Source organism: Bradyrhizobium sp. STM 3843 (assembly GCF_000239815.1).
In the GTDB taxonomy this organism is placed as follows: Bacteria; Pseudomonadota; Alphaproteobacteria; order Rhizobiales; family Xanthobacteraceae; genus Bradyrhizobium.
The window spans coordinates 1-22,184 of the sequence record NZ_CAFK01000030.1 but is presented as its reverse complement, the minus strand read 5'-3'; the positions used below and the strand labels follow the sequence as shown (position 1 = coordinate 22,184).

The 22,184-nt window shown below is 63.9% G+C and carries 20 protein-coding genes; 4 read left to right on the top strand and 16 right to left on the bottom strand.

The genetic code is table 11. The annotated features are described in order from the left end of the window. Positions 1-103: 103 nt before the first annotated feature. Positions 104-1,138, bottom strand: coding sequence for a 4-hydroxythreonine-4-phosphate dehydrogenase PdxA (locus tag BRAS3843_RS04485; RefSeq protein WP_008967546.1), 1,035 nt, complete (start codon positions 1,136-1,138; stop codon positions 104-106). Between the two features lie 6 nt (positions 1,139-1,144). Next, positions 1,145-2,674 (bottom strand): cation:dicarboxylase symporter family transporter, encoded by a 1,530-nt coding sequence (locus tag BRAS3843_RS04480; protein ID WP_244425116.1) that lies wholly within the window; start codon positions 2,672-2,674, stop codon positions 1,145-1,147. Here BRAS3843_RS04480 and BRAS3843_RS04475 point away from each other — a divergent pair. Continuing rightward, on the top strand, positions 2,597-3,541 hold the full coding sequence (locus BRAS3843_RS04475) for a LysR family transcriptional regulator (RefSeq protein WP_008967544.1): 945 nt from the start codon (positions 2,597-2,599) through the stop codon (positions 3,539-3,541). The genes BRAS3843_RS04480 and BRAS3843_RS04475 overlap by 78 nt on opposite strands. Positions 3,542-3,622: 81 nt before the next feature. Here the strand turns inward: BRAS3843_RS04475 and BRAS3843_RS04470 are convergent, their stop codons facing one another. From BRAS3843_RS04470 to BRAS3843_RS04425, 10 genes are all read right to left on the bottom strand, one after another. Further along, complete coding sequence (locus BRAS3843_RS04470; protein WP_008967543.1) at positions 3,623-5,131, bottom strand: glycerol-3-phosphate dehydrogenase; 1,509 nt, start codon at positions 5,129-5,131, stop codon at positions 3,623-3,625. Next, the gene (locus BRAS3843_RS04465; protein ID WP_008967541.1) at positions 5,128-5,865 is read right to left on the bottom strand and encodes a class II aldolase/adducin family protein; all 738 of its coding nucleotides are present in this window, start codon (positions 5,863-5,865) and stop codon (positions 5,128-5,130) included. The genes BRAS3843_RS04470 and BRAS3843_RS04465 overlap by 4 nt, the downstream gene beginning before the upstream one ends. A gap of 19 nt (positions 5,866-5,884) precedes the next feature. Next, a complete protein-coding gene (locus BRAS3843_RS04460) occupies positions 5,885-6,925 on the bottom strand; it encodes a 2-hydroxyacid dehydrogenase (protein WP_008967540.1) in 1,041 nt (346 codons plus the stop codon). Then, complete coding sequence (locus tag BRAS3843_RS04455) at positions 6,918-8,498, bottom strand: FGGY-family carbohydrate kinase (RefSeq protein WP_008967539.1); 1,581 nt, start codon at positions 8,496-8,498, stop codon at positions 6,918-6,920. Before BRAS3843_RS04455 ends, BRAS3843_RS04460 begins: the two co-directional genes overlap by 8 nt. 2 nt (positions 8,499-8,500) lie before the next feature. Further along, positions 8,501-9,610: an ABC transporter ATP-binding protein gene (locus BRAS3843_RS04450; RefSeq protein ID WP_035980819.1), complete on the bottom strand. Its 1,110-nt coding sequence runs from the start codon at positions 9,608-9,610 to the stop codon at positions 8,501-8,503. 19 nt (positions 9,611-9,629) lie between these two features. Beyond that, positions 9,630-10,736, bottom strand: a complete 1,107-nt coding sequence (locus BRAS3843_RS04445) for an ABC transporter ATP-binding protein (RefSeq protein WP_008967537.1) — start codon at positions 10,734-10,736, stop codon at positions 9,630-9,632. Positions 10,737-10,740: 4 nt separating this feature from the next. Continuing rightward, on the bottom strand, positions 10,741-11,598 hold the full coding sequence (locus BRAS3843_RS04440) for a carbohydrate ABC transporter permease (protein WP_008967536.1): 858 nt from the start codon (positions 11,596-11,598) through the stop codon (positions 10,741-10,743). Positions 11,599-11,615: 17 nt separating this feature from the next. Next, entirely contained in the window at positions 11,616-12,542 is a 927-nt protein-coding gene (locus tag BRAS3843_RS04435) for a sugar ABC transporter permease (protein WP_008967535.1), read from the bottom strand. Positions 12,543-12,654: 112 nt separating this feature from the next. Continuing rightward, entirely contained in the window at positions 12,655-14,094 is a 1,440-nt protein-coding gene (locus BRAS3843_RS04430; protein ID WP_008967534.1) for an extracellular solute-binding protein, read from the bottom strand. 20 nt (positions 14,095-14,114) lie between these two features. Continuing rightward, positions 14,115-15,128, bottom strand: coding sequence for a sugar-binding transcriptional regulator (locus tag BRAS3843_RS04425; RefSeq protein WP_035980818.1), 1,014 nt, complete (start codon positions 15,126-15,128; stop codon positions 14,115-14,117). Between the two features lie 157 nt (positions 15,129-15,285). Here BRAS3843_RS04425 and BRAS3843_RS04420 point away from each other — a divergent pair, with 157 nt between their 5' ends. The 3 genes from BRAS3843_RS04420 to BRAS3843_RS04410 are packed head-to-tail and all read left to right on the top strand — an operon-like array spanning position 15,286 to position 18,513. Beyond that, complete coding sequence (locus tag BRAS3843_RS04420; RefSeq protein ID WP_008967532.1) at positions 15,286-16,566, top strand: FGGY-family carbohydrate kinase; 1,281 nt, start codon at positions 15,286-15,288, stop codon at positions 16,564-16,566. Further along, positions 16,563-17,429, top strand: a complete 867-nt coding sequence (locus tag BRAS3843_RS04415) for a TIGR01459 family HAD-type hydrolase (RefSeq protein WP_008967531.1) — start codon at positions 16,563-16,565, stop codon at positions 17,427-17,429. Before BRAS3843_RS04420 ends, BRAS3843_RS04415 begins: the two co-directional genes overlap by 4 nt. A gap of 10 nt (positions 17,430-17,439) precedes the next feature. Further along, positions 17,440-18,513, top strand: coding sequence for a class II aldolase/adducin family protein (locus BRAS3843_RS04410; protein WP_008967530.1), 1,074 nt, complete (start codon positions 17,440-17,442; stop codon positions 18,511-18,513). 9 nt (positions 18,514-18,522) lie between these two features. Here BRAS3843_RS04410 and BRAS3843_RS04405 read toward each other — a convergent pair whose 3' ends face one another. From BRAS3843_RS04405 to BRAS3843_RS04390, 4 genes are all read right to left on the bottom strand, one after another. Further along, on the bottom strand, positions 18,523-19,527 hold the full coding sequence (locus tag BRAS3843_RS04405) for a 4-hydroxythreonine-4-phosphate dehydrogenase PdxA (protein WP_008967529.1): 1,005 nt from the start codon (positions 19,525-19,527) through the stop codon (positions 18,523-18,525). Continuing rightward, the gene (locus tag BRAS3843_RS04400) at positions 19,524-21,062 is read right to left on the bottom strand and encodes a tripartite tricarboxylate transporter permease (RefSeq protein ID WP_008967528.1); all 1,539 of its coding nucleotides are present in this window, start codon (positions 21,060-21,062) and stop codon (positions 19,524-19,526) included. Before BRAS3843_RS04400 ends, BRAS3843_RS04405 begins: the two co-directional genes overlap by 4 nt. A 12-nt stretch (positions 21,063-21,074) precedes the next feature. Next, positions 21,075-21,557 (bottom strand): tripartite tricarboxylate transporter TctB family protein, encoded by a 483-nt coding sequence (locus BRAS3843_RS04395; RefSeq protein WP_008967527.1) that lies wholly within the window; start codon positions 21,555-21,557, stop codon positions 21,075-21,077. A gap of 57 nt (positions 21,558-21,614) precedes the next feature. Then, a partial coding sequence (locus tag BRAS3843_RS04390; RefSeq protein ID WP_035980815.1) for a tripartite tricarboxylate transporter substrate-binding protein occupies positions 21,615-22,184 on the bottom strand: 570 nt, incomplete at its 5' end.

The window sequence follows — 22,184 nt, the reverse complement described above, 5'->3', positions numbered from 1 at the left end:
CGGAGCCGCGGGCGCCGCGGCCGGAGCCTCGGCGGCGAACGCGGCGCTGGCGCCGACGGTGGCCAGCGGAAGCGCGGCCGCCGCCTGCAGCAGGGTTCTGCGATCAGTATGCATAGGATGCCTCCTTTACCTTCATCGACGCGAGTTGGGCGGCAAGGCGGACCGCGCTTTCGAGCGCGCCGGTCTTGGCGACGCCCTTGCCGACGATATCAAAAGCCGTTCCGTGCGACGGCGTGGTGAAGACCGTCTCGAGGCCGGCTGTGACGGTGACGCCGCGATTGAAGCCGCGCAGCTTGGTCGCGATCTGGCCCTGGTCGTGATACATCGCAACCACACTGTCGAACTCGCCGGCGAAGGCCCGGACGTAGACAGTGTCGGCGGGATACGGCCCGGTGCAGCAAATGCCGCGCTTCGCAACAGCTTCGACGGTCGGCCGGATCATCTCGATCTCGTCCCGGCCGAACAGGCCACCCTCACCCGCATGCGGATTGAGAGCAGCCACCGCAATGCGCGGCTTGGCGACGCCGGCCTTTCGCATCATCCGGTCGACCAACTCGATCGCGTCGGTGATGCTCGCCGGGTTGATGCCGTCGAGGGCCTCGCGCAGCGACTGATGCCCGGTGACGCGCGACATCCACTGGCCGTCCAGGACGTTCATCTCGGAGAAATAGCTGCTGTGACCGAGCAGACTCGCGAACATCTTGTGCTCGTCAGGAAACTTCCAGCCGCCGTCGAACATCGCCCGCTTGTTGAGCGGCGCGAACGTGATTGCGTCGACCTCACCGGACTTGGCGAAATCGATCGCGCGCGACAATGTCTCTCCTGTCAGCCGTCCGGATTCCGCGTTGGACTTGCCGATCGGGAATGTCGACGGATCGGTGTTGCCGAGATCAACCAGTTGCACGGCGCGGCGGCCCCAGTCGGCTGCCTTGGGTGATTTGATCCGCTCGACGGTCAACTTCACGCCAGCATGGGCCATGCCCATCTCGAGCACACGAGCGTCGCCAATCACGACGAGGCGTGCCACATCCGCAAGCCGGTCGTCAGAGAGAATGCGCGCGATCTGTTCGGGGCCGATGCCGGTGCAATCTCCGGGCGTCAACGCGACGATCGGCAGCTCATTTGTGTTGGTACCCATTGATCCTTACTTCGCTGCTTGGATTTGAAGGGAAGACCTGGTCCAGTCCTCCTTGTTGAATTCACCATCCCATTTCGCGACCACAATCGCGGCGACCGCGTTGCCGATGGTATTGGTGATCGCACGCGCCAGCGACATGAACCGGTCGATGCCGAGCAGCAGCGCCAGCCCTTCCGCCGGCAGCCCCGCGGCGACGACGGTTGCGGCCAGCGCAGCGAACGCTCCGCCCGTGACCCCGGCAGCGCCCTTGCTGGTGAACATCATCACCACAAACAGGCTCAATTGCTGCGCCGCAGTCAGTTCGATGCCGTAGACCTGGGCGACGAAGATCGTGCTGAGTGGCAGCGTCAGCGCGACGCCGTCCAGGTTGAAGGAATATCCGGAAGGGATGACGAGGCCTGCCACCGCACGCCCCACGCCCGCCTTCGGCAGCTTCTCCATCATCCCAGGGATGGCGGTTTCCGACGACGAGGTCCCGAGCACGACAAGTAACTCCGTGCGCAACAGGCGCAACAGATCCATCAGACGAATCCCGGCGAGACGGCAGATGGTCCCCAGAACGACGAAAATGAAGAACGCCATCATCGCCCAGGCGGTGCCGACCAACACGCCGAGCGCATACAGCGTCGCGACACCAAACTTGGCGACCGTGAAGGCCATCGCGCCGAAGGCTCCGATCGGGGCCAACGCAACGACGACGTGGACGACGCTGAAGACAAGCTCGGTCACTCGCTCAAGGCCCGACCGCAGCGGCGCGGCCTTCTCGCGAAGGAGCAGCAGGCCGATCCCGCATAAGAGCGCCAGCACGAGAACCTGGAGCACATCGCCACTCGCGAATGCGCCGACGAAGCTATCCGGTATCATATGCTGGATGTAAACCGACAGAGATCCGACATGGCTCTCCGCGTAGCGGGCCACAGTCTCGGCCTGCTGTGCGGTGGCGTGGGCTACGCCCGCACCGGGCTGAACCCAACGCACGACAACGAAGCTGAACAGGAGGCAAAGGGTCGTGACGATTTCGAAATAGGCGAAGGCCTTGAGACCGATGCGGCCTACCGCCCTCATGTCGCCCACCTGGGCAATGCCGGTCACCACGACCAGAAAGATCAGGGGCGCAATTGTCATCTTGATCAGCGAGATGAAGGCGTCGCCAAGCGGCTTCAGATCGACCGCGACGGTTGGAAAGAGAGCGCCGGCCAGCGCGCCGAGTGCGGCGCCGGCTACAACCAGGACATACGGCTGGCGCCATAGCGGCTTGTGGCGCCCCTCGGATACGGGCCGCGGCAAGGGCTCGGACAGCGATGGTGTTACGACCCGCAATTCGTTTCCCCCTGGGACGTTTTTCCGCGCCATATCAGGAAGGCGCTTTGTTCTGGTTTTTGCGACGCGGTTACAATGGACCAGCGCCGTCCGAGGCGCTAATGCCGTATCGGAATGATTTGAGGACAAAACGTTATTATGGACCTGGTTTGGCTCGAGGATTTCCTTGCGGTTGCCGAAGAGAGCGGGTTTTCGCGCGCCGCCGAGCGCCGTCATGTGACCCAGCCGGCGTTGAGCCGCCGCATCAAGGCGCTGGAGGAGTGGCTTGGCGCTCCCTTGTTCGAGCGCAGCACACACAACGTGACGCTGACGTCAGCGGGCGAGAGCTTTCTTCCGGTCGCCGAGGACGTGCTCCGCAGGGTGCTGAACGGACGTGAGGAAGCCCTGGAGGCCGCTCGGTTCAAGGCCGAGACCATCCATTTCGTCGCAACCCATGCGCTATCGCAGACGTTTTTTCCCGATTGGATCCGTCGGGTCGACCGCGCCGGAGCCGGTGCGGCGATCCAACTCGTCGCTTCCAATTTCGCCGGCTGCGAAAGGTTGCTTCTCGACGCGCAGGCGCACTTTCTGCTGGCCCACTATCACCCGACCCTCACCAGCCGGCTCGAACCCGATCGATTTCAGCGCATTGAGCTGGATCGCGACGTGCTGATACCGATCAGCGCGCCGGCGCCGAAGAAGGCCACCCGCAGCGGGGGCCAACGCAGGGCGGTCCCGCGCTATGCGTTGCCGGGCGCGAGCAACGCCCCGCTCCCCTATCTCACCTATCACCCGGGCTCGGGCGTAGGACGAATTGTGGCGTCGTTTCTCGCCACCAAGGAACCAAGCGCATCACTGGCGCCCAGCTTCTCGGCGCCCGTGATGCTGCTCGTCAACATGGCACGCGAAGGCCGTGGCATCACCTGGGCCCCGCGCAGCCTGGTCGAGGGCGATATTCACAGCGGCCGCTTGCTGCGCGCAGGTTCGAAAGAGTGGGACATCGACATCAGCATCTGCCTGTTTCGATCCCGGGCTCGCATTACGAGTGCAGCCGAAGCTTTTTGGAGCACGATCAAGAAGCTCGGCAAAAGCCCGATCTCATAGCGTCAATCAGCGCGGCGCTCAAAACTCGGATCGCTTGTCGACAAGCGACGCGTTCAGCTCGTTATCAGTTCAGCAAGCTCATCAAATATCGCGCTCAAATGCTTCCCTTTCAGCCGGCGTGAGATGCAGCCCGTGCTTGGTCCGCCGATCGAGGTAGTCCGCAGCTGTCCTCGCCCACTCCGTTTCGCGGAGAAAGATCGCTTCCCGCTCGTAGAAATTTCCTCCGAAATGGCGGCCGAGATCGGCGGTCGTACGGACTGCGCCAAGAAGCGGTCGGGTGCGCGTGCCATACAGACGCGCATAGTGATGGATCAGACTGTGCGGCAGATCGGGATACTCGCGCGCCAGCTGGAGCGCAAAACTCTCGAAGCTGCCAGCGATGTCGCCGCCCGGCAGCGGCTGACCCGCCGTCCAAGCTGAGGCCATCTCTGGAAACCACGGCTGCAGCCGCTGTAGCGCATGCTCCGCCAGCCGGCGATACGTCGTGATCTTGCCGCCGAAGATGGAGAGCAGCGGCGGCGCATCGTGCGCGCCATCGACCTCGAACACATAGTCGCGCGTGACTGCGGACGGATTTTCCGCGTTGTCGTCGTAGAGCGGCCGGACGCCCGAAAACACATGCACAATGTCGCTCGCCCGCGGCGCAGCCTGAAAATAGCGATGCAAGACCTGCAGCAGGTAGGAGATCTCCGCTGCGTCGATCGCGACGTTCTCCGGTCGACCGTCATATACAATGTCGGTGGTGCCGATCAACGCGAGCTCTTCCTCATACGGATTGACGAAGATGACGCGACGATCCGTATTTTGCAGCAGATAGGCTTGCGGTCCGCGCCAAAATTTCGGCACCACGATGTGGCTTCCCTTCACAAGCCGCACGTTATATGCGGAGTTCATCCCGGTCACGCCCTGCAGGACCTCTTGAACCCAGGGCCCCGCGGCATTGACCAGAGCCCGTGCCCGCATAACCTGCGCATCGCCGTCCTCGCCCTTCAGCTCGAGGACCCAGACCTCGCCCTCTCGTCGTGCGCTCACTGCCCGCGTGCGGGGCAGGATCGTGGCGCCATTGCGCGAGGCATCGATCAGATTGAGAACGACAAGCCGGGCGTCGTCCACCCAGCAGTCGGAATATTCGAAGCCACGGCGAAATTCGCGGCGCAGAGGCGCTCCCTCCGGGGCTCGCGTCAGATCGAGCCCGCGGCTGGCCGCCAGCTGCTTGCGGCCGCCCAGATGGTCATAGAGAAACAAGCCCGTCCGCACCAGCCAGGCCGGCCGCTGCTCCGGCGAATGCGGCAGCACAAAACGCATCGGCCAGATGATATGCGGCGCGGAGGCAAGCAGCACCTCGCGCTCAATCAGGGCCTCACGGACCAGGCGGAATTCGTAATACTCAAGATAGCGCAGCCCGCCGTGAACGAGCTTGCCCGAGCGCGACGAGGTGCCTTCGGCAAAGTCGTCCTTCTCGCAGAGCAATACCTTGAGGCCGCGGCCTGCGGCATCGCGGGCAATACCGGCTCCATTGATGCCGCCGCCGATGATGGCGATGTCGACGAGCCCGTGATCCCTGCCCGCAACCGGCGCAGTCTCTGTCATCGCTTCGTGCTGAGCTTCTTCTCAGGTCGTTTCCGTGCCGCAGCGGTCGTGAGGCGCGCCTTCGCCGGCTTCGCTTTCGGCGGCTGCAAGCCATAAGTTGAAAAGCCCCTTGCCGTCTCCGCGATTTCCTCCTCGCCGAGAATATGAGGCGCGCCGAGCGCGAGCGAGAGATAATACTGCCGCGCGATCGTCTCCAGCTCGACGGCAAGCCACATCGCCTTGTCCAGATTGGCGCCGACCGCGATCATGCCGTGATTGGCCAGCAGACAGCCGTTGCGGCCTTCCAGCGCCGCGAGCGCAAGCTCAGACAATTCCTTGGTGCCATAACGTGCATAGCCGGCGCAGCGGATATCGTTGCCGCCGAATGCCGCCATCATGTAGTGGCAGGCGGGAATTGGCTTGCGTGCAATCGCAAGCACGGTGGCATAGGTCGAATGCGTATGGACGACGCCGCCGACATCCGGCCGTCCGCGCATGATGTCGAGATGGAAGCGCCATTCCGTTGACGGCTGCAGCGGCCCCTCCCAGGAGCCGTACTCCTTGCCGTCGATCGGCATCGCCGCAATCATGTCCGGTTTCATCGCGTCATATGGCGTGGCCGACGGCGTGATCAGCATCCTGTCCTTATAGCGCGCGGAAATGTTGCCCGACGTGCCCTGGTTCAGACCCGACGCATTCATCCATCGACACTTGGCGACAATGGCTTCGCGCAATTGCCGTTCTTCACGGGTCATCTGGCAATACCTTTCGTCTTCAGCACGGGTTGAGTGGCGGTTCGCCGGCGAGGAAGCGGCGAACCTCTTCCGCCGCCTGATCGGCGGCGAAGGTGACTGTGCGCACGGAGGCACCGGCGATGTGCGGTGTCAGCGTGACGTTCGGCAATTGCAAGAGCGGCCAGTCCGGCGGCACCGGCTCAACTGCAAACGTATCGAGCATCGCGCCGCCAACACGCCCCGATGACAGCGCCTCATAGAGCGCGTCGTAGTCGACCAAGGGCCCCCGCGCCGTGTTGATCAGGAATGCGCCGGGCCTGATCCGCGCAAACGCGTCACGATCGATGAACCCCGTGGTCTCCGGCGTCACCCGCGCATGCAGGGTGATCACGTCGGCGCGCGCCAGCAGGTCCGGCAGAGCGACGTGCTCGACGCCGTCATTACGGTCCTGGGCGCTGAGCTGGACATAAGGATCGGCCACCAAGATCCTGCAGCCGAACGCCTTGAGCAGCTTCACCACGCGCGTGCCGATCGCACCATAGCCGACGATGCCGACGGTCATCTCGCTGAGCTCGCGGCCGGTGCGGTCGGCGCGATAGAGATCGCCGCGCCATTCGCGGCCACGCAGCGATTCGTGGCCGCTGCGAATGAGACGCGTCTCGGCGAGAATAGCGCCGATGGTGAACTCGGCGACCGCGCTGGCGTTGCGACCCGGCGTGTTGACGACGAGCACCTCATGGTCGCGCGCGGCCTGCATGTCGATATTCACCGGGCCGCCGCGCGACACCGCAATGAACTTCAGGTTCGGAAGCCGCTGCAGCATCGATCGCGAGATCGGCGCCAGGTGGGTCACGAGCATCGACGCGTTACCGATGAAATCAACGACGTCGTCGGGATCGCCCATGAACTCCTTCAACCCATCGAGCTTCGAGCCGGCATAGCCGTGCTCCATCGGCTCATCCGGCCACGGCTGCTCGAGCATGCGGATCTCGATGCCGTTACCGCAGGCCGACGTAATCCGTTCGGCAAACACCGACGGCAGCATGAAGCGATCACCGACGATGGCGATGGAGCTAGACATGACCGGCCCCCGCGCGCAGCGTTGCCAGCTCTTTCCAGACCGGACGCGCGGCCAGCCTGGCATTGAGATAGGCCGGAAACATCTGTCCGTAGCGCGCGACCAGCGCGGCATCCGGCGCCTGTGGCGCGTTCAAATAAGGTGTCACCCAATCCTCCGCGCAGGCCGCCATATCCGGATAGAGGCCGGTCGCGACGGCTGCCATCATGGCAGCCCCCGCAGCGCCTGCCTCGCCGCGGCTGCAAATGCGAATCCTGCTTCCGAGCGCCGCGCCCAGAATGGCTCCGAGCGCGCTGCTCCGCGCCGCGCCGCCGGTCATTCGCACCTCACCCGGCAGCGAGCCCATCGCCGCATAACAATCGCGCGCAGCAAAGGCCAGTCCTTCCATGACGGCGCGCATCAGGTCCCAATAGCCGTGGCGCGAGCGCAGGCCCAGGAACTGCGCGCAGGCCTCATGGGCAACGAACGGACCCCGCTCGCCGGCGTCGGAGATGAAGGGATGAAACAGCAGCTCGCATGGCCTGGCTTGCAGCACGTTCTCATCGAGACGTCGGATCAGGTCGGCGCGCGAACGATTGACACCTTCGGAGGCCAGCAGATCCCGCGCGAGATCAACGAGCCAATCGATATTGAGCGTCGCGGCCATGTTCGATTGCATCTGGGCATAATAGCCGGGCACCGGAAAAGGCATGGTGTAGCCGGTTGCTTCCGGATTCAGCGCCACGGCGTCGGCGCTCGGCGCGAGCCGCATATGCATGCCGGTTGAACCGATGATCGTGCATCCGACATCGGGAGCCGGATCATACAGGCCGGCGCCCAATGCCGTACAGATCACGTCAACATAGCCCAGCGTCACCGGCAGGCCCGCCGGCAGGCCGGTCTCCCCCGCGGCCGCCGCATTGAGCTGATGCGTCGTCGTCGCCCCGTCGACGACCCGCGGAAACAGCCGCTTCAGATCGGCGATGCCGATCAACCGCGCGGTTTCCGCATCGAAGCCGCCTTCGCGGAAATTGCCGCAGGAAAAACTGGTCTCCGAGGGATCGGTCGCGCGTTCTCCGGTCAGCAGAAAATAGAGCCAATCCTTGCAGTGGAACGCGGTCGCAGCGCGCGACACGATCTCCGGAGCATGCGTCTGCAGCCAGGCCAGTTGCGGTCCCTGCTGGCAGGCATTCAGCCCGGAGCCGGTCCGCCGATAGAGCGCCGCATTGCGCTCGCTGGCGCGAATCCCCTCGACAATGGCAGCGGCGCGGGAATCGAGCCACAGAAGCGCCGGCGCGACCGGCCGGCCGTCGTCGTCGATCAACCACGTCCCGTCGCCCTGGCCCGTCACTGCAATGGCCGCGACACGCGCTGCAAGATCAGGAACGGCCGCACCCAATCCACGAAGTGCCGCGACCGTATCGCGCCAAGTTCGCGCCATGTCCTGCTCGACGCGGTCTCCGGCTGCGGTGTCATAGGCATTCGGCAGCGAGACGTTGCCAAGCTGTTGGCCGCTCGTCGTGAACGCCACAGCCTTGATCAGGGACGTTCCGGCATCGATGCCGATGATGAGGTCGCGGCCTGGGGACAGCTGCATGATCAGGCCGCCTCCGCATGATGAATGCAGGTGCCGTCGCCGGCGAAGATGTGGAGATGACGCGACTCCATCGCGAATGGGACGACATCATCTGGCCGCGCCGCGATCCGTTGCGGCGTGACTGCGATCAAGAGCTTGCCGGCACATTCACCCGCGATATGCGACTGGTCACCGAGCCATTGGTTGGAGACGACGCGCAGCCGCACATCACCACTGCCAACCGCAACCTTTTGGGGTCGGATGCCGACCGTCAGGCGCGCACTGCCCTCCAGCTCTTTCTGTGCAGCCTTGTCGAGCGTGTCTCCCCGAATCTGGAACACCAGATCCGGCCCAACCGACAGGCCAAAACCGCCGTCGTTGCGGGCAACCTCCGCCTGAAGCAGATTCATCGGCGGCTCACCGATGAAGCTCGCGACAAACAGATTGGCCGGATGGTTCTTCAGATCCTTCTCGCTGGCGAATTGTTGCAGGATGCCGTCTTCCATGACCGCAATACGATCGGCAAGCGCGCTTGCTTCGGCCTGATCGTGCGTGACGAAGATCGCGGTCATGCCGCGCTCGGCGAGCAGTCCCTTGATCCGGCCGCGCAGCACGGCGCGGAGCTGCGGCTCCAGCTGGCCCATCGGTTCATCCAGAAGGTAAAGATCGGCGTCGCGCACCAACGCGCGAGCCAGCGAAACCCGCTGCTGCTGGCCACCCGAAATTGCGCGCGGATAGCTGTCCAGGATGTCGTCGATCTCGACCAGCCGCGCAATCGCATCCACGCGGCGGGTCACCTCGCTCCGCGGCAATTGCTGCGCCTTCAGCGCAAAGGCGATGTTCTCGCGCACCGTCAGCGGCGGATAGAGCGAATAGCCTTCGAACGCCATCGCCACCTTGCGCTGAGCCGGCGGCAGCCGATGGATCTGCCGACGTCCCAACGCGATCGACCCCGAGGTGACCTCTTCAAAGCCGGCGATCATGCGCAAGGTCGAGGTCTTGCCACAGCCTGATGACCCCAACAGCGCGACGATCTCGCCGCTCGGGACGTCCATATCGAGCGCACGGACCGCATGGACCGGCGGCTTGCCACGGCTGCCATAGACCTTGTCGACGTTTCTGAGCTCGAGCATACCCATCACCAACAGCTCCTCAGGCCGCATATCGCCGATGCGGAAGGCCGACGCGAAGGCCCGTCGCTCGATCGAACAAAAGCGCGGCCTCCGGCGCAAAGCGAACGAACACGTCCTCGTCCGCTCGGGCAATCCCCGCCTCCGACGGCAACGCGGCGAGCCACTCCATGCCATCGGCGAAACGGAGCAACATCACCGCCTTCTCATGCATCGGCGTGACCGCGACAATCCGCGCCGGAATCCCGCCCTCGCCAGCTGCCGCCGAAATCAGGAGGTCATCGGGCCGGACGCCAAGCCAGCATGCACCGTCGTCTTCTGCGTGCCGGTCCACTGGACCAAGCCGCACGCGCGAGCCGGAAATATCTGCGAAGACGCCGCCCTGCTCCACACATGGCGCCACTTCGGCGAGATTGATGCTGGGGTCACCGAACAGCCGGGCAACCGCAACTGAAGCGGGACGGCCGTAGATCTCGTCCGGGCGCGCGACCTGCTCGAGCCGGCCGTTGATCAGGACAGCGATACGATCGGCAATCGCCATCGCCTCGCGATAGTCCTGGGTGACATAGAGGACCGCGGCAGTCCCTCGTCGCAACAGGCTCGGCAGCTCCAGCCGCATTTCATAGCGCAGCTTGGCGTCGACGTTGCGCAGGGGATCATCGAGCAGCAGGACCTCCGGGTTGCCGATGAGGGCGCGCGCCAGAGCCGTGCGCTGCTTCTGACCGTTCGACAATTCACGCGGCGCGTGGCCAAGCACATGCTCGATTTTCAGGAGCCGGGCGATCGATTTGACCCGCGCCGCTGCGTCGCTCCTGGTCTCCTTCGCCCGCAGCCCGCTTGCGATATTGTCTTGCGCCGTCATGTGCGGAAACAGCGCAAAATTCTGGAATGCCATGCCGACGCCGCGCCGCTCGGGAGACGCGCCCACGACCGACTGGCCGCCGATCAGAATGTCTCCGTCGTCCGGCTCGAACATCCCCGCGATCATCCGCAACAACACTGTCTTGCCGCTGCCGGACGGGCCGAAGACCGCCACGATCTCGCCGGGCTCGACAGTGAGCGACAGATCATCGGCGCAGCGTACCGCGCCGAATGCTTTGGTGAGCGAATTGAGCTCGAGCCGTGCCATACGTTCAGCCTTTCACCGCGCCGAGCGACAGACCTTCGACCAGGTATCGCTGCGCATAAAGTGCAAGCAGCAGCGTCGGCAGGACCGACAGCACGATGGCCGCGGCGATCTGACCATATTGGATGCCGGACGCGGTCACGAAGGCGAGCGCACCCACGGTCACGGGCTGCTTGTCGGCGGAGGCCAAGATCAGAGCAAACACGAAGTTGTTCCAGCAGAAGATGAAGGACAACAAGGCTGCCGCCGCAATCCCAGGCCCAGCAAGCGGCACCGCGATGCGCGTGAAGGCCTCGCGCCAGGAATGCCCGGCGAGGCGATAGGCGTGCTCGATATCCGGGCTGATATCCTCGAAATAGCCGCGCACGATCCACAGAATGAGCGGCAGCGCGATCAGCTGATAGACCCAGACGATGCCGAAATAGGTGTCGTTGAGGCCGAGCTGCTGATAATAAAGCGACAGTGGCAGCAGCACCAATAATGGCGGCGCAAAGCGAAACGACAGCAGGGTAAACGCGATGGTTTCACCCAGGCGAAACTTGAACCGCGCAAAGGCATAGGCTGCCGGCACGCCGAGCAGCAAGGCGAGCACGACCGCCGCGCTCGACAGCACAAAGCTGTTGAAGAGATTGCGCATGAAGGAAATCTCGAGATTGCCGGCGGCGGTGCGCAGCTGACCCGAGATCAGCGCCTCGTAATTGGCGAGCGTCGGCTCGAACAGGAGACGTGGCGGAATTCGCAGAATCTGCTCATTGGTCTGGAACGACATCATGAGGATCCAGACGATCGGGAACATGAAGAAGACAAGCACGAGCGTCAGCGCTACGCCCCGGAAGATACGACCTAACAGGCCCGAATGGTCCATCGCCGCCTCCCGTTCCCCTAGGCGTGACTGTGGGCGCGCGCCCGCAACCGCAGCCAGTTCTTGATGAAGATGTTCGACAGGATGTTGGTGATCAGCCAAAGGATCATCAGCAGCGCCGCTGAGCGTCCGACATTGGTGTACTGGAAGAACTCAAGATAGGCCTGGACCTGGAACACCATCAGCCGGTCGCCAGGCCCGCCTTGCGTCATTGCGTAAATGATGTCGAACTGCTGGATCGAATCCAAAAGCCGGAACAGCGAGGCCGTGATGATGTAGGGCGCAAGCATCGGCAGCGTGATGCGAAAGAACACGAAGCTTGCCGGCACCCCGTCGAGTGCGGCGGCCTCGAACGGCTGGCGCGGCAAGGACCGCAATCCGGCCAGCAGCAGGATCATGATAAAGGGCGTGTAGACCCAGACATCGACCAGGACCACGGTGAACAGCGCCGTCGACGGATCGGATGCCCATTTGAAATCATGCACGCCGAACAGGCTGACGAGATAGGAAAGGATGCCGAAGCCCGGGTTGGTCATGAGCTTCCACATCAGCGCCGCGATCGCAGGCGCCGTCATCAGCGGGAGCAGCAGCATGATCGAGACTGCATTGTGAAAGCGGGTTGGCCGCCGCAGCAACAGCGCAATGCCGAGGCCAAGCAACAACTCAAGGAGGACTGTCACCGCCGTGTAGATCAGCGAGATCCGAAGCGTGTTCCAGAACGCCGGGTCCGAAAGGAAATCGATATAGTTGTCGACCCCGATGAAGCCGCGGAGATAAGGCAGGTTCAACCGGTAGCGCTGCAACGAATAGATTGCCGCGGTCACAAACGGCACCAGGATGGCGATGCAGACGAGCAGCGCCGGTAGGCTCAAGAGGTAAGGCAGGAGCCGTCCGCGCAGCTTCGTCGTGCGGCGTGGAAGCGCATTGGCCTGCAGAAGTTGCACCATGCTCATGACGATAAAGGATCGCTCATTCGTTGCAATACCGCCGGCTCGGATCGGGTCAAGGTCCGAACCGGCGGGTTGGCGCGGTGTGGAGGATCAATCACCACGTCAGACTTCAGCCGAGGCCGGCCTGCTTCAGCTGCCGGTTGATGCTGTCGGCGAGCTTGTCGAGCCCCTCGTCGACGCTGACCTCCTTCGCCACCATCTTCTGCAGCGACGCCGCCCATTCGGTCGTGAGGTCGAAGAACAGCGGCTGCGCGGTGAAATAGATCTTCGCGCCAGGAGACGAGACGTCGAACTGCTCGAGATAGCCGGGATAGGATTTTGCGATGCGGTCGCGGAACTCCGGATCTTTCCACACCGACGCGCGCACCGGGTTGACGAAGTCCATCTTGCGCGCGCCGAACAGATCGTGCTCGACGGAGGCCGCCCATTGCATGAACAGCCAGGCTGCATCCTTCTGCTTGGAGAAGCTCGAAAGAGCCAGCGACCAGATCCACACATTCGGCGTCGGCGCCTTGGCTTCCGGATTCGCCGCGAACGGCGCGTAACCGAGATGACCTTTCTCCTTGTTGTCACCGCCATTCATGAAATAGCCGAGGATATCGGCATCGAAGATCATCCCGGAAGCACCCGCGCCGAGATCGGTGCCGACCTGGTACCAGGTGTAGGTGGACCAGTTCTTCGGGCCCGAGGCCTGGATCATCTTCACCCATTTCTCGTGGAAATCCTTCGAGGCCTTGGTGTTCATTGCGGCTTTCAGCTTGCCGCCTTCCATCACGAAGTCCTTCTGGCCGAAGTTCGAGTAGGCCGACAGGAACCCGGGATGGATGGTCGCCCAGGAGCGTGATCCGCGGACGCCGATGCCGTAAGGACCGCCGGCATCCTTGGTGATCTTGGCGGCGACGTCGAGCATCTCGTCGAGGTTCTTCGGCGGCTTCACGCCGACCTTGTCGAAGATGTTTCGGTTGTAGGTGATGTTGTTGAGCTCATAGCCCCAGGGGATGCACCACTGCTTGGCCTTGCCGGAGCCGAGTTCGGAGCCGGCAACCCCATCCCAGGCGGTCGAGGCCCGCAGGTTCGGCAGCACGTCGTCCCACGCGAAAGCCGGACTGGTCTTCGCGGGGTCCTTGATGTAGGCGTTGAGATCCTCGATCCAGCCGGCCGGACCATAGGTCCAGGTCATGTAGGCGCCGGTCATGAACGCGTCGTACTGATCCGACTTCGACGACAGCGCGGCCGTCACTTTGTCGAAATAGACATCCTCCGGGAAGATGTCGTAGGTGACGTTCATCCCGGTCAAATTCTTGAACGCCTCGAGATCGGCGATCATCGCGTCGACATACGGATGTTTGTTCAAGAGCAGCTTGATGGTCTTGCCGCTCGAGGCCTTCCAGTTGAAGTCCGCAGCCATCGCGCGCGACATGGCGGACGCGAACGCTGCGTTGGCCGCAACGCCGGCAATGCCGAGCTTCGCGGCTCCATCGAGGAGATCACGCCGACTGAGGCGTTTGGCGGCGTAGGAGTCGAACAGATTCTTTTCGCGATCGTACATTGACACCTCCCATGTTGTCGTTACCTGCCCTTCCGACTTTTGATTCTGGTCTTGCCGGATGTTGCCTCCGGCTTGTCCGTCACGAGATCCTGTGCGGTCGCCTCGTCGATGATGAGGCCATGCAAGAGGCCGCTGCACAGCGCAGCACGCAAAGCCGTCACCTTGGCGAGTCCGCCGGCAATGGCGACAATGCGGTGCTTTCTGAGATCTGCCGCCCCCATCGAGGTGGCACGTGCCGAGAGATCGATGTCGAGCATCTCCCCCTTGGCATTGAGAAAATGACCAAGCAGATCGGCACAGGCGCCGGCCCGCTTCAATTCGACAACCTCGTCCGGCTTGATCATGCCGCTCGAGACCAGAAAGCCGTCACTGTGAATCTGGCCGATGCCGACGAGCAGAACCGAAGCCTTGCGGGCAAGCGCGAAGACATCGGCGATGCCGTACTGCTGCATCAGAACAGCACGGTCGGCGACGGAATTCGCAAATACCGGCACCGGCAGCAGATAGGCTTCCGCACCAGTGCGCTCAGCCAAGCGATGAATCACGTCGAATGGATTGGCGGCGAATTTCCGCGTGAGGCCGCCGAGCAGCGAGACAAACTGGACGTCCCGCGCCGGCGTCTGCGGCAGTTGCTCGACCACCGCCGCGAGCGTCCGGCCGTGCCCGACGCCGATGATCTTGTGCTCGCCACGCTCAAGAATTTGCCGCAGGAAGCTTGCGCCTTCGAGCGCCAGCGCTTTCAGCGGCAGATCGCCTTCACCGAGATCTGGCGCGACCCGACAAAACGACAGGCCATAACGCTGGGCCAGCGCGGTCTCCAGCGCGACGCATTCCGCGACCGGCCCCTCGACAAAGACGCGGATCATGCCCTCGCGGCTTGCGCGCGCGATCAGCCGGTGCGCCTTGGTGCTTTGGATGTTCAGCCGCTCCGCAACCTCGGACTGCGTCAGGCCGGCGGCGAAGTACAGCCATGCCGCCCGCGTCGCAAGCGAAGCTTCGCCGTCAATCGTCGGCAGCCTGTCTGGTGTCGCCACGCCGAAAAGCCCGCTTGCAAAATTCTTCACACCTTGCAAAAAATTGCAGAGGCGCGGCTGGCCGTCAATCCCCCAAACGTGCTGCGGTGCAATCGGACCAACGCGCGTTGTGCTGTGCCAGTTCGCCCTTGAGGCGACTGCGAAGATGGTGAAGTCGATGACAACTCTATTCCTCGGCATCGATATCGGAACCGGCGGCGTCCGCGCCTGCGCAGTCGACCTGCATGGCGAAATCCAGGCGATCGAAACCTCTCCTCTGCCGCCGCCGCATCAGGATGGCGCCGCGATCGATCAGGATCCGGAACTCTGGTGGCAGGCGACGACGGCGGCGATTTCAGCACTCGGCCGGAAGCTCGACCTCAAACGCGTCGAGCGGATATCCGTCGACGGCACCTCCGGCACGCTCTTGCTGATTGACGCCGCAGGCCGTCCCACCACGCGCGGGCTCATGTACAACGACGCGCGCGCGGCGAGGGAAGCCGCCCGCATCGCGGCGGTCGCGCCAGCGGAAAGCGGAGCACATGGCGCGAGCAGCGCGCTCGCGAAGTTGCTTTTCCTGCTGGATCGCGCCCCCCTCAAGGACGCGCACATCGCCGTCCATCAAGCGGACTGGATCGCCGGACGGCTCGCCGGCACTCACGGTGTCAGCGACGAGAACAACGCGTTGAAGCTTGGCTATGACCCCATCACGCGCAGCTGGCCGGGGTGGCTCGACCAACTCGATGTCAGCCGCGAATGGCTGCCCAAGGTGCTCGTGCCGGGCACGCCCTTTGCCGTGATCGATCCGGAGGTTGCGTCCGCGCTCGGCCTGTCAGGCTCAGCTCAGATTACGGCCGGCACGACCGATGGCGTTGCAGCCTTCATTGCCACTGGCGCCGACGCGCCGGGCGATGCCGTCACCTCGCTCGGGACGACACTCGTCGTCAAGCTGCTCGCAACGCAACCGATCTTTGCGGCGGATCAGGGCGTCTATTCGCACCGTCTCGGCGACCGCTGGCTCGCTGGCGGCGCCTCCAACTCGGGTGGCGGCGCGTTGCTGACGCATTTCACCGCGCAACAGATGGACCTGCTGACGCCGCTGCTCGATCCGGATGCGTCGACAGGTCTCGACTACTATCCTCTTCCCAAACCCGGCGAACGCTTCCCCATCGCGGATCCGGCTCTGGCGCCACGGGTCGCGCCACGCCCATCCGAAGATCATCGCTTTTTCCAGGCTCTTCTCGAGGGCATCGCAGCGGTCGAAGCCCTTGCTTACCGACGCCTGATGCAGCTCGGAGCACCGCCGCTGCGCCGCGTCATCAGCATCGGGGGTGGTGCAAAGAATGCTGCGTGGACAGACATCCGGCGTCGCGTTCTCGGCGTGCCCGTCGAAGTCGCCGGGCAGACCGAGGCATGTTATGGCGCCGCCCTCCTCGCCCTGCGAGGTGGTCCGCCATGAGAAGCGAAACGATCGCGATCGAGGGCCTTTCGGCCATCGCCGAGAGGTTCGATCATGTCCTGCTCGACCAGTGGGGCACGCTGCACGAGGGCGGAAAGGTGTTTCCGGCGGCGCAAGAGTGCATGGACAGGCTGCGGAACGCGGGCAAGCGCGTTGTGATCCTCTCGAACTCAGGCAGGCGCGCACGCAACAATGCGGAGCGGCTTACGGAACTGGGCCTGCCACCTTCGACCTATGACGACATCCTCACTTCGGGCGAAGTGACCTGGCATGGCCTGCGAAGCCGGACCCGCAAGCCGTTCACCGATCTTGGCCGTTCCTGCTTCCTGATCACCCGCGGCGCCGACCGGTCCATTGTCGACGGGCTCGATCTCGCAATTACGGACGATGTGCAAAAGGCCAGCTTCATCCTCCTTGGTGGTCTGGACGATGATTTCGCCGAGCCCGAATCCTGGCGCGGATGCTTGAGCTTGGCCAAGGCGCGCAGGGTGCCGATGCTCTGTGCCAATCCCGACCTCAAGATGTTCGGCCGAACCGGATTGATCCCTGCCCCCGGCGCACTTGCGCGCTTCTATGAGGAGCTCGGCGGCATCGTGACCTATATCGGCAAACCGCATGCACCGATCTTCGAGGCGGTGCTGGAACGCCTGGGTCGCCCAGCACCAGGGCGGGTCCTGATGGTGGGCGACTCGGTCGACCACGACATTGCTGGAGCGCACGCCGCCGGAATGCTGACACTGCTTCTCAGTTCAGGTGTGCACCGCGATCTCCTGACGACGCGAGACGTGGCGGCCGCGACGCGAAGGCTCGCCGGCTCGCCGGCGCGAGTTCCGAATTGGACGATGGATCATCTGGCCTGGTGAGGGAGCGCTGATGCGAGAACCTGCAGAACTCCGCGAGCTGCGCAAGATGTCGGCGCGGGTCGGCACCAATATCCGACTGGTTCAGGGCGCAGGCGGCAACTCCTCGATCAAGCACGGCGACGTGCTCTGGGTGAAAGCCTCGGGCACATGGCTTGCGGATGCCGAGCACAATAACATCTTTGTCCCGGTTGCGCTGCAGGCGGCACGCGAGGCGCTCGCGCGCGGCGACGAACGGATCCCGCTAGCTAATGAGGGGGAGGCTGCCCTTCGTGCCTCGATCGAGACATCGCTCCATGCGCTCATGCCGCATCCGGTGGTGCTGCATGTGCATTCCGTCAACACGATTGCATGGGCGGTACGACATGATGCGCGCGATGAATTTGCCGGACGGCTGGACGGATTGGCGTGGCGCCACCTCCCCTACCATCATCCCGGGCTGCCATTGGCCCGCGCCGTGACCGAGGTCATTGCGCGAGACACGGTCGACGTCCTGATCCTCGGCAATCATGGTCTCGTGGTGGGCGCACCGAGTTGCGAAGCCGCAGAAGCGCTGGTGCACGAGGTTGAAGAACGGCTCGCGTTGACGCCGCGCATCGCGCCGGCCACGAACGAGAGAGCGCTCCAAGAGCTTTGTCGAGGGAGCGACTATCGCCTGCCGACTGATCCGCTTTGCCATGCCATCGCCACCGACCGCTTCAGCTGTGCAATTGCAACAGGCGGCTCGCTTTATCCCGATCACGTCGTCTTTCTCGGTCCCGGCCTGCCGGTGTTGCAGCGAGGCGAGGAGCTCTCCGCGATGGCCGGGCGGACGGCTGCAAACGGGCTGCCGCCGCCGGTTTCGCTTCTCGTGCCGGACATGGGCACTGTCATCCGCACCGATGCCAGCCCCGGTGCCGAGGTCATGTTGACCTGCCTTTCGCTTGTCACCTCGCGCCTGCCATTGGACGCCGAAATCGTTTATCTCACGGCCGAGAATGACCAAGCTCTGCTAAACTGGGACGCTGAGCGCTACCGACAGCAATTGACCGCCAATCGCAGCGAGAGCGGCGATACAGCAGACATAAGCAGATTCCGCTCGCAATAAGGTTGCAACTCAGACCACGCGACGAGCGGCCATCTCCACCGCGAGCAGCAGCGCGGCGCGGCTCGCGCCAATTGACGCGATCCCCCGGCCCGCGATGTCATAGGCGGTGCCATGGGCCGGCGTGCAGATCGGAAACGGAAAACCGCCGAGCAAGGTCACGCCGCGATCAAAGCCCATCAGCTTCATCGCGATCTGGCCCTGGTCATGATACATCGTCAGCACCGCATCGAAGGCGCCGCCCTTGGCGCGCAGAAACACCGTGTCGGCAGGGAACGGCCCTTCTGCGGCAATGCCGTCGCGCTGACCGGCCGCGACCGCCGGCGCAATGACATCGATCTCTTCGCGGCCGAAATTGCCGCCGTCGCCGGCGTGAGGGTTCAGTCCGGCAACCGCGATGCGTGGACGCGCGAAGCCGGCGTCACGCATGCAGGCCTCCGTCAGCCTGAGCGCGCGGTAGATGCGTTCGCTCGACAGCCGCGCCGCGACGTCCTTCAGCGGAATGTGCGAGGTGACGCGCGCATTCCAGAGCTCGCCCAGCACATTGAATTCGCTTGCCGCGGTCGTGAGCCCGACCACCTCCGCCGAGAAGGCTATTTCGTCGTCATAGTCGGCGCGCGCGAGCCGCATCGCCTGCTTGTTGAACGGCGTGAAGCAGACGGCATCGACGCGGCCGTCGCGGCCAAGCTCGAGCGCGTGCCTGTAGTTCGCCAGCGCGAAGCTTCCGCCGGCAAGAGTTGCGGTTCCGCGCTCGACGTCAGCGGGATCGAGGTGGCCGAGATCGACGAACAGTACGTCCCCCCGTTCGGAATGAAAGTCGGCGCCCTGCTCCACGGTCTTCAGCTCCGGCGTCACGCCGGCCACGCGCGCGCCCGCGTCGAAGATGCGCCGGTCTCCGATGACAACGAGGCGGCAGCGCGCCCGGATGTCGTCGAGCGCAACGAGCTTCGCCGTCAGCTCCGGGCTGATGCCGGCGGGATCTCCCATCGCCAGTGCGATGAGCGGCTTTCCGGTCATACGATCACTTTCTCCTGGCTGGTCGTCTCGTCGGCGGACGAGGCGGGCTTGCGCCGAATACGCGTGAGCTGCAAGGCGAGCGGAAGCAGCAGCAGCGCGATGCCGGCCACGACCAGACTCGTCACCAGCCGGTTTGCAAAGAAGATCCCGAGCGAACCCTTGGACATCAGCATCGACTGCCGGAACGCATCCTCGGCCTTGTCGCCGATGACGATCGCGAGTACCAGCGGTGCCAGCGGATAGAACAGCTTTTTGAAGAGATAGCCGACGACCCCGAAGCCGAGCATCAGCACGACGTCGAGATAGGAGTTCGACACCGAATAGGCGCCGACGACGCAGATGATCACGATCAGCGGCGCGATAATCACGAAGGGAATCCGCATCAGGGCCGCAAACACGGGCACGGTGAGCAGCACCAGCGCGACGGCGACGATATTGCCGACATACATCGAGGCGATCAGCCCCCAGACGAAATCCTTGCTGTCAACGAACAGCATCGGCCCGGGATTGAGGCCCCAGATCATCAACCCGCCCATCATCACCGCCGCGGTGGCCGAGCCGGGAATGCCGAGCGACAGCATCGGCAGCAGCGCGCTGGTGCCGGCCGCGTGGTCGGCCGTCTCCGGCGAAATGATGCCTTCGACTTCGCCGGTGCCGAAGTGCCGGCCACGGCGCGAGAAACGCCGGGCGATTCCATAGCTCATGAAGGACGCCGCCGTCGGACCGCCCGGTGTGATCCCCATCCAGCAGCCGATCGCAGCACTCCGCAGCAAGGCAACGCCATGCCGTGGCAGTCGCGCGACCGCACGAAACACTTCCCGCCAATCGATCGTCGATGAGACGACGCGGGCATGAAACTCCTCTTCGACGGCGACCAGGAGTTCGCCGATGCCGAACAGGCCCATCACCGCGACGACGAAGCTCACGCCTTTCACCAATTCGTCGATGCCCATGGTGAGGCGCACGCTGCCGGAGACAGTGTCGATGCCGATGGCCGCGATCGCAAAGCCGATCGCCAGCGCCACGACGGTCTTCATCGGCGCCGCGCCGCCCATGCCCACGAAGCTGGCGAAGGCAAGAAAGTAGACCGCAAAATATTCCGGCGGTCCGAAGGCGAGTGCGACCTGCGCCACCCATGACGCGAGGAAGGTGATCAGGATGACGCCGACGAGCGCGCCGAACGCGGCCGAGCCGAAGGCGGTGGCGAGCGCCGTCGTCGGCCGCCCATCGCGCGCCATTGGATAGCCGTCGAAGGTGGTCGCGACCGACGACGGCTCTCCCGGGATATTGAACAGGATCGAGGTGACGGAGCCGCCGAACAGTGCTCCCCAGTACATGCTCGAAAGCAGGATGATGGCCGACACCGGCTGCATGCCGAAAGTCAGCGGCAGCAGCAGCGACACGCCGTTCGGCGCGCCCAGGCCCGGCAGCACGCCGACGAGAATGCCGAGCAGCACGCCGATGACCATCAGGACCAGATGCGGCACCGTGACCGCGATGGTGAAGCCGTGCAGGAGCTCCTGGAGATTATCCATCGGTTCTCTCCGTCAGAGCCCGATTGCCGCGACAATCGCGCCATGCGGCAGCGTCACCTGAAACATGTGCTCGAACACGACATAGAGCGCAAGCGGCGTCGCCACTGCGATCATCAGTGAGCGAAGCACGGATTGATGCCTGGGGATCGCGAGCACCGCGAACACGTATGCAGTCGCGGCGAGATACATCCCGAGCAGCGGGATCGCCGCGACGAATATCGCGGCCGGCACGAACAGGCCGGCGAGCCGGCGCAACTCGGTCGACGTCAGAGCGATGGGAACGTTTGCGAGCCTCGCAGCCGGCAGAACACCTCGCACCAGATTGTAAAGGCTCCCGAGCGCGATCACCAGGCCGGTCAGGAACGGGAACGTGCCGGCGTCCACGCCCGCACTCGACCAGCCGATGCCGTTGTCCAGGCTTGAGACGACCACCGCGACGCCGAAACTGCCGGTGAGGATGGCCGTCGAGAGTTCGAGGGCGCGGCGCGATATCATCGAAGGCTCCAGTGCGGCGTCAGGCAGCGGGATGTCGTTGCGCGGCTCTTCGCAATCTCACTTGATGAGCCAGCCCTGCTCGCTCGCGACCTGCTTGAGGTGCTCGAGATCTTGCTTGATGAATTTGTCGAAGTCGGCCCCGGTCAGGAACGTGTCGACCTGGGAGGTCTTCTCGATGTAGTCCTTCCATTCCGGCGTGGCCTGCACCTTCTTCATCAGGTCGACATAGAACCCGGTCTGGTCCGGCGTGACCTTGCCGGGCAGCCACACCGTCCGCGGCTGCTCATATTGCGCAATGTCGAGACCCTGCTCGACGCAGGTCGGAACGTCGCTCCAGCCCTCGGTCGTGGTGATCTTGGGGCCCTGCGGCAACCGCTTCGGGCTGAAGGCACACAGCGGGCGCTGCGTGCCGCCGCGCCATTGCCCGAGGCTCTCGCTCGGATTGTTGACGTGGGAATCGATGTGCCCACCGGCGAGCTGCACGGCGGCTTCGGCGCCGCTCTTGAAGGGGATGTAGGTCAGTTTGACATGACCGACCTTCTCGATCATGCGGGTCAGCACCTCGTCGGTGTCCTTCGACTGCGCGCCGCCCATCTTGAACTCGCCCGATGCGGCCGCCTTCAGATA